We start from the raw sequence: 16,464 nt of genomic DNA on the forward strand, positions 1-16,464 counted from the left end.
GCTTTCCGGACGTCGCAATGCACAACTTCGAATCTGATGCAAAAATCGGGAAATTCGCCAACGCAGTAGGCTGGTGTCGCGCGGCATCGGGCGTATAGGGGTTGGGCGCGGGCGCCGCAGTCGTGGTACAGTGGTCGAAACCACGAAGGAGACAGACATGCCAGATACAATGCCCATCCACAGCGACCGCTGCGAAGACTTCGACGCGCTGGTGAAGACCATCGCCGCGCTACGCGACCCCGACCACGGCTGTCCGTGGGACAAGAAACAAACGCACGCGAGCATCGCGAACAACTTCATCGAGGAGACGTACGAGGTGGTGGATGCCATCGAGGCGAACGACGTGCCCCACATGTGCGAGGAACTGGGCGACGTGCTCATGCAGGTGGTGCTGCAGGCGCAGATCGCCGAGGACAACAGCGAATTCACCATCGACGACGTGTGTCGCGGCATCAACGAGAAACTCATCCGTCGGCATCCCCACGTGTTCGGCGACGCGGCCGCCGACACGCCCGAAGAGGTCAATAAGCTGTGGTCGCGCATCAAGATGGAGGAAAGGGCCACGTCAGACGCCCAGGCGCAGGCGCCGGGCGAGAAGCGCGAGGGGCTGCTGGACGGCGTGCCCACCAGCTTTCCGGCATTGCTGCAGGCCCAGAAGATATCCCGCAAGGCCGTGGCCGTGGGCTTCGAGTGGGAAAGCGTGGATGACGTGTGGGCCAAAGTGGCCGAAGAAATTGAGGAGTTCAAGACTGCCGAAACGCCCGAAGACGCGCAGCTCGAGTTCGGCGACGTGCTGTTCGCCCTGGTCAACGTGGCGCGATGGTCGGGGTTCGATGCGGAAGAGGCGCTGCGCCAATCCAACAACAAATTCCGTCGCCGCTGGTCGTTCATGGAGGGCGCGGCGTGGGCGCAAGGGCGCGACATCGCCGAGCTGACCGGCGAAGAGCTCGAAGATCTGTGGCAGCAGGCAAAGCGCCACGAACGTGAATAGTCCCTGTTAGAAGAGCGTTTCCAGCACCTCGGTAGGTATGGTTGCCACAAGGGCGTCCACCACGCTTTGCGGCTCCTCGACACAGCCGCCAAGAACCCACTGCTCAACCACCTTGGAGCATCCGGCTGCCGCGAAGCGAATCATGACGCGCTTCTCAAGCGACACCTCGTCGGGGCCGTGCTCGGCGTGCCAGCATTCCAACATGTATTCGTCGTTGGCCTCGAACATGTAGTCGCGCAGCGAATTCTGCCCCAGATACCGAAGCGCCGACGCGTAGCAGGTGCGGTATTCCTTCAGATGCAGAAGCTGGGCATACAGCGCCGTCGAGAAATCATGGTATTGTTCGACGTCCTGGATGCGGATATTCTTGTAACGCTTGAAAGACCAGTTCACGACGTCGTATTTATCTGCGAAGCAACGGTAGAACGTGGATCGTGAAACGCCCGCCCGCTTCATGATGTCGCTGGCGGTGATGGCACTGAAGTCGCGTTCCTCCACCAGGGCGCAAAGCGCAAGGAACACGGCCCGCTTGGTCACAAGCACGCGGTCGCTATCCGTGTTCGTGCTGCTATCTCGCAGGTTTTCCTCGTGTCCGTTTTCGGCTTCCGGCAGATTCTTCCCCATGCTGCGTTCCTTGGTGCGTCAACGTCTCATCACGCTATTTATGGTAATGCAGCCCAGATTGCCATTTCAATTTCTTTTTCTGAAACAGATTGCGGGGTCTGTTTCACTATGGGAGCACCGTCGGTGCTGTCTCTGTTTTTGTTCAGACACCCCCCTTTTATTATCCGTGTTGTTCGCAGATGACCTGGGGAAAGAAGGGTGCGAGAACCTTTCGTAGGCCTGCGAAGACCGATTGGTTGAACAAAGGGGGGACATTGTGGAAAAGCATGAAGCTCACGCAGTCAGCAGGCGTTCGTTCGTAACGGCCAGCGCCGCGGCGCTCGCGAGCCTTTCGCTCGTCGGCTGCCAGCCTGAAACGAAGGTCGAGAAGACCGACGCTGCTGCGACCGGAGAAGCCGCATCGTACGTTTCGCCTGATGTGGACCTGGATCCCAATTCCGGTGGCGAGTGGATTCCCATCGTGTGCAACGCCAACTGCGGCGGTTTCTGCGAGAACAAGGTGTTCGTGCAGGACGGCGTTGTGATTCGTCAGAAGACCGACGACACCACCGAAGACAGCTGGAGCCGTCCGTAGCTGCCCGCGCGGTCGCTCCAAGCAGCAGGACACTTTCAACGTCGATCGCATCAAGTATCCCATGAAGCGCAAGAACTGGAGCCCGGACGCCCCTAACGGCGAGCTTCGCGGTGTGGACGAATGGGAGCGCATCAGCTGGGACGAGGCGTTCCAGACTATCGCCGACCAGCTCAAGAACACCATCGACAAGTACGGCAACCGCTCCATCCTGTACGCCGGCACCGCAACGGCCTTCGGCCAGATTGCCAACTGCATCAACGGTGTGGGCGGCGGCCTGGCCTCCAGCAGCACCGAGTCCTTCGGCAGCTGCCAGATGTATTCCGACCCCGTTATCGCACGCCGCTCAACGGCATCGGCGAGTCCAACGACCGCATGGACTTCGTGAACGCCGACTACATCGTGCTGTACGGCTGCAACCAGGCATGGGCCAGCCCCGGAACGTACACCTACGCGTTCGACGAGGCCAAACAGGCCGGCACCCAGTTCGTCTATGTGGGACCCGAGTTCAACCCCACCGCAGCACACTTCCACGCCAAGTGGATTCGCGTCCGCCCCGGCACCGACACCGCGCCGCCTTGGGAATCGGTGTACCGCGACAACAAGTGCGTGGTTATGACGGCGACGACGCTGGGCGTGCGCAACGCATACAAAGCCCATGGGTTCATCCCGCAGCGCTATCCGCATGTGCCGGACGATCATCTGGCGCTTGAGCTGGACTTTATCGCGGCTCTGACCGCCGAAGCGCTGCAGGCCTGCCAGGCTGGCGACATCGATGCGGCCTCCAAGCACGAGGCCGATGCGGTTCAGTTCACCCATGATCACCTGAGCGCATGGGCGCCGTTCTTCGCCGAAGACGTTCGCGACAAGGGCAAGGCTCCCCTCTATGCGACGGTGGCGCAGACGATGGCAGCTTTCGTCGAGGCCACGGTCCGATAACTCGTAGCAGAACGGCCCGGGATGCAACCCTGCATACGCATCCCGGCCCATTCTACGTCTGCAGGCGGTCTCGTCCGGCAGCGTCGTGAAGCGAAAAGGCGGCTTCCGCGCGCGTCAAAAAGCAGCGTTCTGCATTTATTACGGTATTCATACGGTTAAAGAGAACGGGGCTTTCTATCTATATAATGACCGGCAACAAGCAAGAGACGGCTCCTCCGTGGGAGCCGCGAACACGACCTGCGAAGGAGCCGGCCACATGAACAAGAAGAAGTTGAACTACACCGACTGCGCCGACGTCGTCACGAAATCGCTGCGTCGCGGGGCGTTTCTGACCACGAAGAACGGCGACAAGGTGAATTCCATGGTCATCGGTTGGGGCCACATCGGCCGGGTGTGGGAACTGCCGGTGTTCATCGCGTACGTGCGCGACAGCCGTTACACGCGCGAGATGCTGGACGCCAATCCTGAGTTCACGGTGAACGTCCCGGTCAACGGATACGAGCGCAACGCCTTCGCCATTTGCGGTGCGCGAAGCGGCCGCGACATGGACAAGATCGAGGCGGCCGGGCTTACGTTGGTGGAGCCTGAAGTGGTGTCCGTTCCGGGCATCAAGGAATACCCGCTGACGCTGGAGTGCCGTGTGCTGTACCGCGAGGAGCAGGATGCGTCCAGGCTGCCGGAGAGCATCCGCAGCAAGTTCTATTCCGTCGAGAACGACGACCACATCGCCTACTACGGCGAGATCGTGGCCGCGTACATGATCGAGGACTAGGGGGCCGGCATGGCGAAAAAGGAGCTCAGGATGCGCGCGATGGTAGCGCCGACGCAGACCGTTGTGGCGTCCGCCTATGACAGCGACGGCAAGCCGCAGGCCTGCACGCTGGCGTTTTACATGCCCAGCAGCCACGAGCCGCCCTGCGTCACCATTGCGATCAACGCGTTCCAGAAGCGCAAGACGCTGGAGGCGATCCGTGAGAGCAACGCGTTCGTGGTGGGGTTTCCCAGCGTGGACCAGGTGCGGGAAACCGATTACCTGGGAGTGGAATCGGGGCATAACACCGACAAGCTGGCCAACGTCGGATTCACCACAACCGAGGCCAAAACGGTGCACGCGCCCGTGATCGACCAGCTGCCGTATTCGCTTGAGTGCGAGGTGGTCCACATGGTCACGGTGGGCAGCCACGCGCAGATCACCGGCGAGGTGAAGCGGATTCTGGCCGACGAGGCCATCCTCAACGAGCGCGGGCGCATTGTGCTGGAGAAGCTGAACCCCATCATCTACGACGAGGAGCAGCACCGCTACTTGGAGCTTGGCGGCAAGGTTTCGGATGCATTCAGGGTCGGCGCCCAGATGAAACGAGAGTTCGACCAAGGTGTCGAGGCGTAGGCGGCTCGCGGAACCGTTGCCATGCCGCTTGGCGCATCCATCAGGCAAAACGCCGCATATGCAAAGGGACCGGGGTTAAAGCCCCGGTCCCTGTTTGTATCTGCTGCCAGAAGCGGCGTTAGGCGACACCCTGCTCGGTGGCGGGTTCGAGCCCGCTCTCGAATTCCTCCGTAGACTTAATGTAGCCGTCGAGGCCCGCAAGGATGTTCTCCCGCTCGGTGCGCAGGTCGCCCTTGAGCAGCAGGCTCTTGCGCACGAACTCTCCGGCAGTGTTCACGATTACCTTGGATCCGGGGCCGACGCCCTTGCCTTCGGGCTTGCGCAAAAACGCGCTGAAGTACCCCTCGAAGAACAGGTCGAGATCCTCGTCCAACAGGCTGACGAACTCGCGCATCTCGCGCATGTTCTCGAGCATTGAGGCCCGCACGAATTCGCCGTCTTCCTCTTTCAGGCCCAGCTCGGTAACGGATGCCACGTACAACGAGAAGTCGCAGATGTGCACGGGGCGCAGCTCGTTGATGAGTGCGGCCGTTGCGCGGGCGTTCTCGATGCCGCGGCCGTTGCCGGCGGCGCCTGTGATGATGTGCGCGCCGAAGTCGATGCCGGCCTTATGCAGGCGGGCGATCTGCTCGCGAGCCTGGTCGTTGAGGTGGTCCTTGTCCATGAACTCGAGCACGTCGTCCAGGCCGCTTTCGATGCCCACATAGGCCATGCGGTAGCCGTGTCGGGCCAGCCAGGCCAGCTCGTCGTCGGTCTTGCTTTCGATGGCGAGCACCGACGCGTCGCTGCACAGCGTGGTGCAGGACGGCAAGTAGTGCTCGATCATCTCGACGATCTTCTTCAGGCGGTCGAAAGGCAGCCACAACGGGTTGCCGTCGCCCAGCATGATGCGCTCGGGCTTGCCGCCGGCGTTGCTGACGCGGGCCAGTTCGGCCTCGATGTCCTCCAGCGGGATTTCGCGATAGGTCATGTGTTTGTAGAAGTCGCAGAACGCGCACTTGTTGTAGGGGCACCCTTTGGCAACCGGCAGCTTGTAGGTGAAGCGTTCTTCAACGACTCCGCAGATGACTCCGTGGTAACTCATGACGGCCTCCTTACGACTACCTTTCTCGGTCGGCCCTGATGATGAAATGAATCATTGACGTGCTTATTTTACTATGCAGCGCAGCCGCATAACGAGCAGAGTCCGCGCGTAAAGAATCTGTTACCCGTACGCATACTACAAGGAGGAGGGATGCGGGCAACCTGAGGATGCTACGTTTGTTGACGATGTGCTTGTAACGCCAACGAATGTGGCGGCGCATCGGATGCGTGGGCAAGAAGCAGCTGGTTGCGTTGGCGAATCTGCCGCAATCTGCACCAGATTTAAAGTTGTGCATTCCCTTGCGTGAATCGAGGCCTGCCGCCGTAGCGTTTTCCCAGGTGGGATTCCGACGCAACCCCCGAATTTGAAGCATGCGCCCGAAACAGAATGCACAACTTCGATTCTGGTGCAGAATCTGGCGATTTCGCCAACTGAACCCGTGCCGTGCTTGCCATGAGCGGCCCAGATGCAAGTCGGTCCCCGCACCCTGGTCTCATGGGCGACCCGCGCATCATTATCAGCATCAAAACTGAAACAATTCGACCCATATGTTTCAGCACCGTGCATTTCGGCGGAATGTACGGCGACATTCTTTGGTAACCGCGATAACGTGTGCGTTGGAAGACGGATGCCGTTTGCGTCCACGCGCTTCCATATGGGCATGTCAAAAGGGCATTCATGCAGAAAGGAAGTCAGGCTATGAATCGACTTGAAGGTAAGGTTGCCATTGTAACGGGGGCAGGCCAGGGTTTGGGTCTTGCCGTGTCTCGCCTGTTCGCCGAGGAGGGAGCCAAGGTGGTCGGCACCGGGCGTCACGTCGAAAAGGTCGAGAGGGCCTTTGCCGCGGTGCTGGAGGAGCATCCCGAGTTCGAGATGGTCGCCATGCAGCACGAGATCTCGAAGCGCGACGAGTGGGAGCGCGTGATCGAGGATACCGTCGCCAGGTTCGGCAAGGTGGACATTCTGGTTAACAACGCATCGGTCACCTCTGGCAAGTACCTGATGGACATCGACGAGGACAGCTTCATGAACGTCATGAAGATCAACGTCGTGGGCGAGCTCTTCGGCATCCAAACCATCGCGCCGTACTTCGAGAAGAACGGCGGCGGTTCCATCGTCAACGTGAACTCCATCGGTTCCATGGTGTCCGGCGACGCCGACGGTTGGGACCCCGCATACTCCGCATCCAAAGGCGCGGCCCGCTCGCTGACCCGCCATGCCGCATTCCAGCTGTCCGGCAAGGGCATTCGTGTGAATAGCGTGTTCCCTGGCCCCATCGAGACTCCCATGTTGCGTGAGTCCCTCCAGAACGACCCGGCTATCGCGGCCCGCGTCGAGGCCAACAACCCGCTGCCGCCGCATATCTCCACGGCCGAGCACATCGCCCAGGGCGTGTTGTTCCTGGCCAGCGACGAGTCCGCCACTATGTGCGGTGCCGAAGTCGTCATCGACTGCGGCCACGTCGTCATCTAACGACGCACCTCGTCCGCATTGTTCGGGGGCCGGAAGTCACAGGCCCCGTTCCGTTTCCTCGGGGTTATTCCCAGTGGCCCTCGGAGACCAAGACCTGCTCGGTCCAGGCGGGGGAGTCCACCACCCAGACATCAACCGGTTCGGAGTAATACCCGGACAGCATGTGGTCGCCGGTGCATTGGAAATTCGGATTGATCTGGCGCATCTCCGCGATGTAGGCGTCCTGATGCGCCTTCTGGTCTGCAACGGAGTCGAATATGGCGCCGCAGTTGCAGACCACCTGGCCGGTCTCTACATACTGCGTTTCCCAATGGCCCTCTTCTTCGTGGTAGACCTCTTGATACACGGGCTCTACCCAGACCTTCTGCTTTTCAGCCGGCTTGCTGCTGGTCGAAGAGCTGCTGGACGAAGAGCTGCTGCTGGACGAGGAGCTGCTTGCCGAAGAACTGCTGGACGAGGAACTGTTCTTGCTCGAGGAATTGCTCTGGGTGTAAGAATCATCCTGGTCGGAATCGTCGCTGCTAGCCTTGGCGTCTTCGGTTTTCTTGTCGCTCGATTCGACAGCGTCCTTCTTCGCGCCGACGGTGTCTTCCTTATCCTTGTCGGCGGCATCCTTTTCGTCGGAATCTTTGTCGTCCTTGGCGTCGGAGGCCTTGTCGTCCTTGGCGTTCTTGTCCGACTTGGTGTCCTTCGCGTCGACTTTGCCGGTTTTGTCGGCGTCGTCGGAAGCGGCGTCGGACAGGGTTTTCGAAGCTGCGCTTTCCGCCGCGTTGCCAGCTTCCTGGGGACTGTTCGCGACATTGGCGGCGATGCCGATGCCCCCTGCCAAAAGGCATGCAGCGGCAATGGCTACGCCCTTGACGGCCAATCGGCGAGGCTTCTTTTCCTGGGGAGCCTCATTCTCGGCCGTGTCTTCCGCGGCTGCGATGTCGTCGTTGAGGACCTGCTCCAGCTCGGCGGGCTTTTCTGTCGAAGCGTCCTGGCTATCCATGGGAATGGTTTTATCTGCCATGGCGGTTTCCTTCCCCCTGCGCTGTCAAGTGCATATGGCGATGCACGGCGTCGCGCTCCCCTTTGCGCGCCTGCATCCGTATGAAAGGTGGTTCACTATAAGCAGAAACGGCAGCTCATCAGCATTGGCAGACGATGATTTGCCTTATGGCTTTTTATTATAACCAGCTAAACCTTACAATATAGGCAGAATTTATTATCTGGATTATACTATTTACGCTGTCTGGAATGTGCGTCCCCATCTGCAACGACGCGCGACTCTGCATCAACGGGCAGCTTGTTCTGATCCGCAAACGCACACGCACCGAGCAAGCGCTCATGCAATCGCCCGGTACGGTTCGCTGCGTTTCGCCGGTTTTCTGCAAAATCTATACGAGTGGTCTGCTGCTGGTCTCATGGATGTCGGCCTTCTCAGAAGGTGCGCCCCCTATGGGGCTTTCTTGCGTTGCGGGCAGCTGCTGTTCGGATTTGATGGCGAGTCTGCGGAGTGTGAAAGTATCTAAGACAACGAGATTGGAGCGCAATGATAGGGAAGAAATTCTTAGCGTTGCTGCTTTCGCTGACGTTGGCGTTTTGCTCGGTTCCCGCATACGCCATAGAGGCGGCGGTATCCGACGATGCCTCCGCTGCTGTGGAGGTGCAGGATTCCGAAGCGTCCGTCGCCGAGGAGACGTCGTCGGCAGAAGGGGATGTTGCCGAGCCGACAGACGAAGCGGCGAACCAGGACGAGCAAACGTCTGCCGAAGAGGAATATGAAGAAGCCGTTCCTGCCGAAGATGTTGCGGTTGCGGAGGGTGAAGAACCGTCTGCAGCCGAGCCTGAAGCCGCAGCCGAAGCGGACGAGGAAGTCGTCGAAACGCAGGCCGAAGGTGACGAGGCCATCGACGCTACCACCTGGGACGCTGCGGACTTCACCTATGGTACCTACTCCCAGCTGTTCTACGGGTGCGACTATACCCGCCAGCTTACGGTGGAGGGCGTCATCATCACCGGATTCTCCGAGCGCGGCACGCAGAAGCTCGCACAGAACACCGACCTGGTGATTCCCGCGGCCGACGAGTCCGGCAACCCGATCGTCGGCGTGGGCAACAGCGCCTTCAAAGGCATGGGGCTCACCTCGGTGACGTTCCCGGCCGACAGGATGGTGAACTACAACGACGATGTGACGTACCGCGTGACGCAGCGCGGCGACTTCGTGATCTGCGAAAACGCCTTCGCGAACAACAACCTGACCAGCGTTGATCTGCCCAACGGCGTGCTGGCTGTCATGTCGTACGCGTTCAACGGCAACCAGCTGACCACGGTCACGCTGCCTCAGACCATCTGGTGGATCGAGACCATGTCGTTCGCGAACAACCAGATCACCCAGGTGAATTTCCCGTCTACCTGCTACTTCATGCTTGAAATGCACGGTATGGCGTTCGGAAACAACCAAATCACCTCGGTGCGCCTGCCCGACTACACCGAAGTCGTGAACAAGGACACGTTCGCGTTCAATCCCGGCGCCGAGCCTATGCCTGAGGACGCGCCCGAGAAGTTCAAGACCTACCAGGGCAAGACGGTCGGCGTTGTGCACATGTACGCCGTGGCCGGATTGGCTGAAAAGGACCGCATCCACCACATCGACCAGCCCACGGCAAGCACGAAATCGTACTTCCAGAAGCTCATTACCGACGGTCAGGAGCAGGGCGACACGTCCAACGAATGGGTCGCGGCCGACTTCACGTTCGACGGCCAGACCATCACCGGTCTTTCCGAAAGCGGCATCGCCAAGCGCGCGACGCTGAAGAACCTGGTCCTGCCCGACCGCACGCGGTCGAACCTGCCGGTTAAGAAGATCGCGGCCAGCGACAACTTCGACGGCGGCTTGTTCGCCACGGCGGATGAGCAGTTCGAGAGCGTGACGCTTCCCACCCAGCTCGTCGAGGTGGGCGACAGGGCGTTCTGCGGCAGCGGCATCACGAAGATCGTGTTCTCCCAGAAGCTCACAACCATCGGTATGCAGGCCTTCGCGAACAACAACCTGGTGTCGGTGTCGTTGCCGAACACAGTGACCACGCTTGGCCAAGGCGCGTTCGCAACGAACCCCACCCTTTCCTCCGTCAAGCTGTCCACCGCGCTGACCGAGATTCCCGGCGGCGCCTTCGGATGCAGCGCCAAAGACACGTGGATGCCGAACCTGACGTCCATCGAGCTGCATGAAGGCATCGTCACCATCGGCGACAACGCCTTCGCGGGCAACAACTTCAAGGAGATTACGCTTCCGTCCACGGTGAAGACTGTCGGTCGCTTCGCATTCTCGTCGAAGAACTACCTGATGGAAGAGGGCGGCGAGCCGAATTACTGCTCGCTCACGCTGAACGAGGGGCTCGAAAGCATCGGCAGCCGCGCATTCCGCAACAAGGCAATCGCCGAGGTCACGCTGCCCACCACGCTGACGAGCCTGCCCGGAGAGAGCAACGACCCGTTCACCAAGGAGTTCTCGGGCGGCGCGGAGACGGTGCTCACCAAGGTGTACGTGACCGCCAAGGCTCAGTACGACGACAAGACGAACTTTGCCAACACGAAGTACCGCCACGTGTATTACCTGGGGGACGAATGGACGGCCGAAGACTTCACGTACGGCGACCTTGACCTGGACGTCGAAGGCATCCAGACCATCGGCGGCGCAAAGCTTATCGGTACGGTCCATGCCATCACGGGCCTGAGCGAAGTCGGCCTGAAGAAGGTCGAAACCAACAAGGATTTGGTGCTTCCCTCCGTTGACGCCGACGGCGTGAAGATCCAAGGCATTGGCAAGTACGCCTTCAAGGGTCAAGGTATCGAAAGCATCGAGTGGCCCACCATCACCGTGAACGACGAAAGCGGCACCTGGGACGCCGACATGGCCGATCGCGGCTACTTCTTCATCGGCTACGGCGCATTCGACAACAACAAGCTTACGACCATCGAGATTCCCGAGGGCACGTTGAGCATCGGTACGTATGCGTTCCGCGGCAACGTTGCCACGAAGGTGGCCTTGCCTGAAAGCATTCAAACCATCGCTACCGGGGCCTTTGCCAAGAACAACATCGTGCTGGTGGAATTCCCGAGTGAAACCACCTACCCGACCACCATCGGCATGCAGTCGTTCTTGGGGAACCAGATCCAGTCGCTGCGCATTCCCAACAATGCCGAAACGGTAAATAAGTTTGCGTTCATGCAGAACACCGGCATGGAGCCGATTACCTGGGGCAATGTGAACGAGAATAAGGGCGGTCTCGTCCATATGTACGTGGACAGCCCTGACAACCTGGGCGGGAACGTTAGCTATAGGTCGGCCGGCACTTCCAACGTGCAGGAGCTCGTAGTGGGCGACATGCCCAGCCAGTTCGGCCCGTGGTGCGCGGACGACTTCACCTTCGACGGCGCAACGGTGACCGGCCTGTCTGAACAGGGCAAGCTCAAGGTCAAGCTCAATCCGGCCATGGTCATTCCCGACACGACCGCTGATGGTACGCCCGTTACCGCAATCGGCCCCGGCCAGATGGGCAAGGGTACCTTCTACTGCGACGAGACCGTGGCAGCCGAAGACGGTACGGAGACGACCACTACCTACGTTCCCACGAGCGTGGTGTTCCCGTCGACGCTGACGACCATCGGCGACCGTGCATTCTCCGCGGCCGAAAGGGACCTTTCCAAAGGTGAGTATGCAGGCCTGACCAGCGTCAACCTGCCTGAAAGCGTGACGAGCATCGGCATGATGGCGTTCCAGAACGCACCGATCAGCGGCGCGCTCAAGCTGCCCGCAGGGTTGACGACGCTCGGTGCCGGCGCCTTCGTGACCAACGACAAGACGACGGCCAAGATCACCTCCGTCAACATCCCCGAAGGCCTTACGACCATTCCTGCGAATGCGTTCAACTGCCAGGCCATCGACGAGATCGTCATTCCCGAAGGCGTCACGAAGATCGACCAGCGTGCGTTTGCGGGCAACTTCTCCACGAAGCTGAGCCTGCCTTCGACGCTGACCAGCATCGGCAACTACGCCTTCATGAACCACCAGTTCGAAACCATCGAGCTGCCGGAATCCGTCACGAGCGTCGGCAACTACGCCTTCCAGATTTCGAATGAGAACCTGCAGCCCATGCCTACGAAGCTCGTGTTCAACAACGGGCTCACGTCGGTGGGCAACAAGTCGTTCGCTGGCAGCGGCGTTGCATCCGCCACGCTGCCCGGCACCGTGACGACGCTGCACAAGGATGCGTTCGCGGGCTCCGCCCAGACGGTGACGCTGTACACGGCGACGCCTCTTGACGAGCTTGCAGCGAGCAGCCCGAAGGTGGTGCAACAGGGCACGAGCCACCAGGTGGTTTACAGCTCGATCGCCGATTCCCCGTGGAGCGCGGACGACTTCACCTACAGCGAAGACAACGCTACCATCACGGGCTTGACCGACTCGGGCAAGGCGAAGCGCCTGCAGAACCATGAGCTCATCCTACCCGAAACCGGACCGGACGGCACCACGCCCATTACCGGCATCGCCGACGCCGCATTCGCCATCGTGCTTGAAGGCGATTCGGCCGTCGACCTGTCCGGCGCCGATGACCCGGTCGCCGAGCTTTCGAAGTTCGGCTCCATCTCCAAGAACGGCTTCACGAGCGTGCAGCTGCCCAGCGGCCTGGTCTCCATCGGCGACCGTGCCTTCGAGTACAACGCGCTCAAGTCCGTCGACTTGGCCGCCGCGCCTGGCCTGACCACCATCGGTAACATGGCCTTCCACGGCAACCAGCTGCAGTCGCTGGTCATCCCCGACAGCGTTACCGACCTGGGCACCGGCGCCTTCGCCATGAACGCCCTGCTCAGCTTGACGCTGTCCAAGAACGTGACCGTCATTCCCGCCGGTGCGTTCTCCATGAACATCTGGCTGTCCAGCGTAACCATCCCCGACACCGTGACCGAAATCGGCCAGACGGCGTTCGCGGGCGCGAGGCTCACGAGCCTCGAGATTCCGGCGTCCGTCACCAAGATCGGCCGCAAGGCGTTCCACCTGCATCGCATCACGAGCCTGACCATCCCGGGCACGGTTAAGGAGCTCGGCGAATCCGCATTCGAAGGCACCTACAAGGGTCTGGCGCTCAAGAGCCTGACGCTTGAAGAGGGCATCGAGTCCATCGGCGACCGCGCCTTCAAGGAAGGCCTGCTCGAAACCGTGGCGCTGCCCAGCAGCCTGAAGACGCTCGAGGGCGAACCCTTCGAGAACAACAAGGGCGAGAACGGCTCCCATGTGGTGCTGCTGACCTCCGAGAATCCTGATCACGCAGCTTTCAACGGGGCCAATTTCCACAAGGTGGCAATCGACATCTCCGCCGCCGAAGTGACCGTTGAAGGCACCGTGGTGTACACGGGCAAGGCGCAGGAGCCCGCTCTGAAGGTGACGCTCGACGGCGTCGAGATTCCCGCCGAGGGCTACACGGTCGAGTATGCCGACAACGTCGAACCCGGCACCGCCACAGTCACCGTTACAGGCAAGGACGCCTTCACGGGCACCGCAACCGGAACGTTCGAGATCCAGGACGTGTGGACCCTTGAGGACTTCACCATCGACGGCACGGTCATCACGGGCCTGACCGACTCCGGCAAGGCCAAGCTGAAGACCACCACCACGATGGTGATGCCCAGCAAGAACGCCGACGGACAGGACATTACCGAAATCGGCGCAGGTTCGTTCAACAACCACCTGTTCGCCTACGAGGAGGACGGCGCGCAGTACTATCCGACCAGCGTGACGCTTCCCGCCAACCTGCAGAAGATCGGCGGCTATGCATTCCAGGGTATCCTCGTCGACTCCACCGCTGCGCCGAAGGTGTACGGCGGCGTGACCCAGATCGAGTTCCCCGAGACGCTCGTCGAGATCGGCAGCAACGCGTTCCAGAACGCGCCCATCAGCGGCAACGTGGTCATCCCCGAAAACGTGACGACCATCGGCAACGCCGCCTTCATGACGCAGGGCGCGCCGCTGATTACGGGCATCACGCTGCCGACGGGCCTTACCGCCATCCCGGCTTCGCTGGCCGGCGGCCAGGCCATTTCCGAAGTGGGCATTCCCGACAAGGTGGAGACCATCGGCGCCAGCGCATTCGCGGGCTGCCCCATCGTTTCGGTGGACATCCCGGCCAGCGTGACCAGCATCGGCAGGAGCGCCTTCGCCGGCGTCAGCTCGAACCCGACGCTGGAATCCATCACGCTGCATGAGGGGCTGCAGACCATCGACAGGCAGGCGTTCGCGTATTCCAAGGTCGCATCGGCGCAGCTGCCTGCCTCAGTGGCAACCCTGCACAAGGACGCGTTCAAGAACTCCGAGCAGCCGGTGCTCCTGTACACCGACCTGCCCTACAGCGAGCTGGCCAGCGGCGTGGTGAAGGTGGGCTCCGGACACGAGGTCGTCTCCATCGCCGATTGGGAGGCCGCCGACTTCACCAGCTCCGAGGACGGCACCACCGTCACCGGACTGACCGAGCGCGGCATGGCCAAGCTGGAGAAGAACCCCAACCTGGTCATTCCCGAACAGCTGGTTGACGGCGTGAACGTTACCGCCATCGGCGACATGGCGTTCCGCGCCAACGCGCTTCTGGAAAGCGTGTCGATGCCCGACACCATCACCACGATGGGCAACGCGGCATTCAACAGCTGCCCGAAGCTTACGAGCGTGAAACTGTCCGCAGGCCTGACGGCCATTCCGGATGCGGCGTTCCTACAGAACGACGCGAATGCGCAAGGTATTGACGAGCTGGTCATTCCCGAGGGCGTCACCAGCATCGGCCGGAACGCGTTCGCGGGCACGAAGGTGACCAAGCTCACCCTGCCCAGCACGCTTGAGACCATCGGCGACAGCGCATTCCTCAACAACCAGATCGCCGAGCTTGAGATCCCTGCCAGCGTGAAGACCATCGGCAAGAGCGCGTTCTCCGTTGCTCGCGCCGAAAAGGGCAGCCTGCCTCGCACGCTTGAGAAGCTGACCCTGAACGAGGGCCTCGAGACCATCGAAGCGAACGCGTTCCGCTGCAGCAAGCTGGACGCGGTGGCGATTCCCGCGACGCTGACGACGCTGCACAAGGACGCGTTCAAGAGCGGCGACACCGAGGTCGGCGCAGGTGCGGGCGGCAAGGTCCTGCTCACCAGCGGCGTGATGGACCAGGTGACGGCAACCGGCGATTACACCGGCATCGTCGCCGACGGCACGTGCCACGTGGTCGCGTTCGACCTGGAAGAAGCCCAGGACGAGGTTACGATTGCGATTGACCCCGAAACCGCCCCCTACACCTCCGCCGCCATCGAACCCGCCGTCACCGTGAAACTCGGCGACACCGAGCTTACGGCCGGCACCGACTACGAGCTGACCTTTGCCGACAACGTCGAGCCTGGCACCGCCACGGCAACTGTGACGGGCAAGGGCACCTTCACCGGCAGCGTGTCCGGCACCTTCGCCATTCAGGCCAAGGCGGGTTGGTTCAAGACGCCCGACGCCCAGTGGTACTACTTCAAGGACGCCGACGGCACCAAGGCAAGCGGCTGGCTTGAGGTTAAGGACAAGTGGTATTACTTCGACCCGGCCACAAAGCTCATGCTGACCGGCTGGCAGAAAATGAAGGACAAGTGGTATTACCTGGGCACCAACGGCGCCATGGTCACGGGTTGGAACAAGATCGGCACCAGCTGGTACTGGTTCAAATCCGGCGGCCAGATGGTGACTGGCTGGAACAAGATCGGTTCTAGCTGGTACTGGTTCAAGCCCGGCGGCCAGATGGTCACAGGCTGGAAGGAAATCAACGGCAAGTGGTACTGGTTCAAGGACGGCGGCCAGATGGTCACCGGCTGGCAGAAGATTTCCAACAAGTGGTATTACTTCGAGAGCTCCGGCGCCATGAAGACCGGCTGGCTGAAGCTTGATAACAAGTGGTACTACATGAACACCTCTGGAGCCATGGTTACCGGTACGCAGACCATTGACGGCAAGACCTACCGCTTCAACTCGAGCGGTGTTTGGGTCTCGTAATCCGGAAGTGAGTCAGTAGGGACGTTTCCAACTGACACACTTTTGAGACAGTGGGGACACATCCTCGCTGTCTGGCCCGTGGGACAACGGGAAGCGTTCGGCCCCTTTGTCTCACAATGGGACGTGCGCCCCGCATCGATTCGTCGATGCGGGGCGTTTTGCCTTCCTGTCGGTCTGCTCCTCCAGCCCGAAACCAGCTTTTGCGCCAGAAAAAACAACTAGTGTACGACCGGTCGGCTCCGCTCGGGCATCAGAAATATGAGCCCACGCAAAGCACCAGGTCAGACGCGTGCCGATATGACACGCGTGACCCATATCTTCGCGAAGTCGTACACTACTTGTTTTTCTT

11 protein-coding genes are annotated in these 16,464 nt (G+C 60.8%); 8 read left to right on the forward strand and 3 right to left on the reverse strand.

Annotated features, from left to right (window positions below):
- The first annotated feature begins 157 nt into the window (after positions 1–157).
- Positions 158–991, forward strand: a complete 834-nt coding sequence (mazG, locus tag SHEL_RS00305; RefSeq protein ID WP_041422424.1) for a nucleoside triphosphate pyrophosphohydrolase — start codon at positions 158–160, stop codon at positions 989–991.
- A gap of 6 nt (positions 992–997) precedes the next feature.
- Here the strand turns inward: mazG and SHEL_RS14070 are convergent, their stop codons facing one another.
- Complete coding sequence (locus SHEL_RS14070; protein ID WP_012797247.1) at positions 998–1,615, reverse strand: TetR/AcrR family transcriptional regulator C-terminal domain-containing protein; 618 nt, start codon at positions 1,613–1,615, stop codon at positions 998–1,000.
- A 256-nt stretch (positions 1,616–1,871) separates the two neighbouring features.
- On the opposite strand from SHEL_RS14070, the gene SHEL_RS00315 reads away from it, so the two are divergent.
- From SHEL_RS00315 to SHEL_RS00335, 5 genes are all read left to right on the forward strand, one after another.
- Positions 1,872–2,189 carry a twin-arginine translocation signal domain-containing protein gene (locus SHEL_RS00315; RefSeq protein WP_041422425.1) on the forward strand — a complete coding sequence of 106 codons (318 nt, stop codon included), beginning with the start codon at positions 1,872–1,874 and terminating at the stop codon, positions 2,187–2,189.
- A 49-nt stretch (positions 2,190–2,238) separates the two neighbouring features.
- Complete coding sequence (locus SHEL_RS15180) at positions 2,239–2,574, forward strand: molybdopterin-dependent oxidoreductase (RefSeq protein ID WP_269471202.1); 336 nt, start codon at positions 2,239–2,241, stop codon at positions 2,572–2,574.
- Complete coding sequence (locus tag SHEL_RS00325; RefSeq protein ID WP_050749487.1) at positions 2,562–3,125, forward strand: TorD/DmsD family molecular chaperone; 564 nt, start codon at positions 2,562–2,564, stop codon at positions 3,123–3,125. The genes SHEL_RS15180 and SHEL_RS00325 overlap by 13 nt, the downstream gene beginning before the upstream one ends.
- 256 nt (positions 3,126–3,381) lie before the next feature.
- Complete coding sequence (locus SHEL_RS00330; protein WP_012797249.1) at positions 3,382–3,897, forward strand: flavin reductase family protein; 516 nt, start codon at positions 3,382–3,384, stop codon at positions 3,895–3,897.
- A gap of 30 nt (positions 3,898–3,927) precedes the next feature.
- Complete coding sequence (locus tag SHEL_RS00335; protein ID WP_012797250.1) at positions 3,928–4,512, forward strand: flavin reductase family protein; 585 nt, start codon at positions 3,928–3,930, stop codon at positions 4,510–4,512.
- A 118-nt stretch (positions 4,513–4,630) separates the two neighbouring features.
- Here SHEL_RS00335 and SHEL_RS00340 read toward each other — a convergent pair whose 3' ends face one another.
- Positions 4,631–5,596 (reverse strand): radical SAM protein, encoded by a 966-nt coding sequence (locus SHEL_RS00340; RefSeq protein WP_012797251.1) that lies wholly within the window; start codon positions 5,594–5,596, stop codon positions 4,631–4,633.
- A gap of 699 nt (positions 5,597–6,295) precedes the next feature.
- Between SHEL_RS00340 and SHEL_RS00345 the strand changes: the two genes are divergently transcribed.
- Positions 6,296–7,069: an SDR family NAD(P)-dependent oxidoreductase gene (locus tag SHEL_RS00345; RefSeq protein ID WP_012797252.1), complete on the forward strand. Its 774-nt coding sequence runs from the start codon at positions 6,296–6,298 to the stop codon at positions 7,067–7,069.
- Between the two features lie 64 nt (positions 7,070–7,133).
- Here the strand turns inward: SHEL_RS00345 and SHEL_RS15185 are convergent, their stop codons facing one another.
- The gene (locus SHEL_RS15185) at positions 7,134–8,081 is read right to left on the reverse strand and encodes a hypothetical protein (protein ID WP_012797253.1); all 948 of its coding nucleotides are present in this window, start codon (positions 8,079–8,081) and stop codon (positions 7,134–7,136) included.
- 522 nt (positions 8,082–8,603) lie between these two features.
- Between SHEL_RS15185 and SHEL_RS00355 the strand changes: the two genes are divergently transcribed.
- Entirely contained in the window at positions 8,604–16,115 is a 7,512-nt protein-coding gene (locus SHEL_RS00355; protein ID WP_050749488.1) for a leucine-rich repeat protein, read from the forward strand.
- Positions 16,116–16,464: the final 349 nt, after the last annotated feature.

Source organism: Slackia heliotrinireducens DSM 20476 (assembly GCF_000023885.1).
Taxonomy (GTDB): Bacteria; Actinomycetota; Coriobacteriia; order Coriobacteriales; family Eggerthellaceae; genus Slackia; species Slackia heliotrinireducens.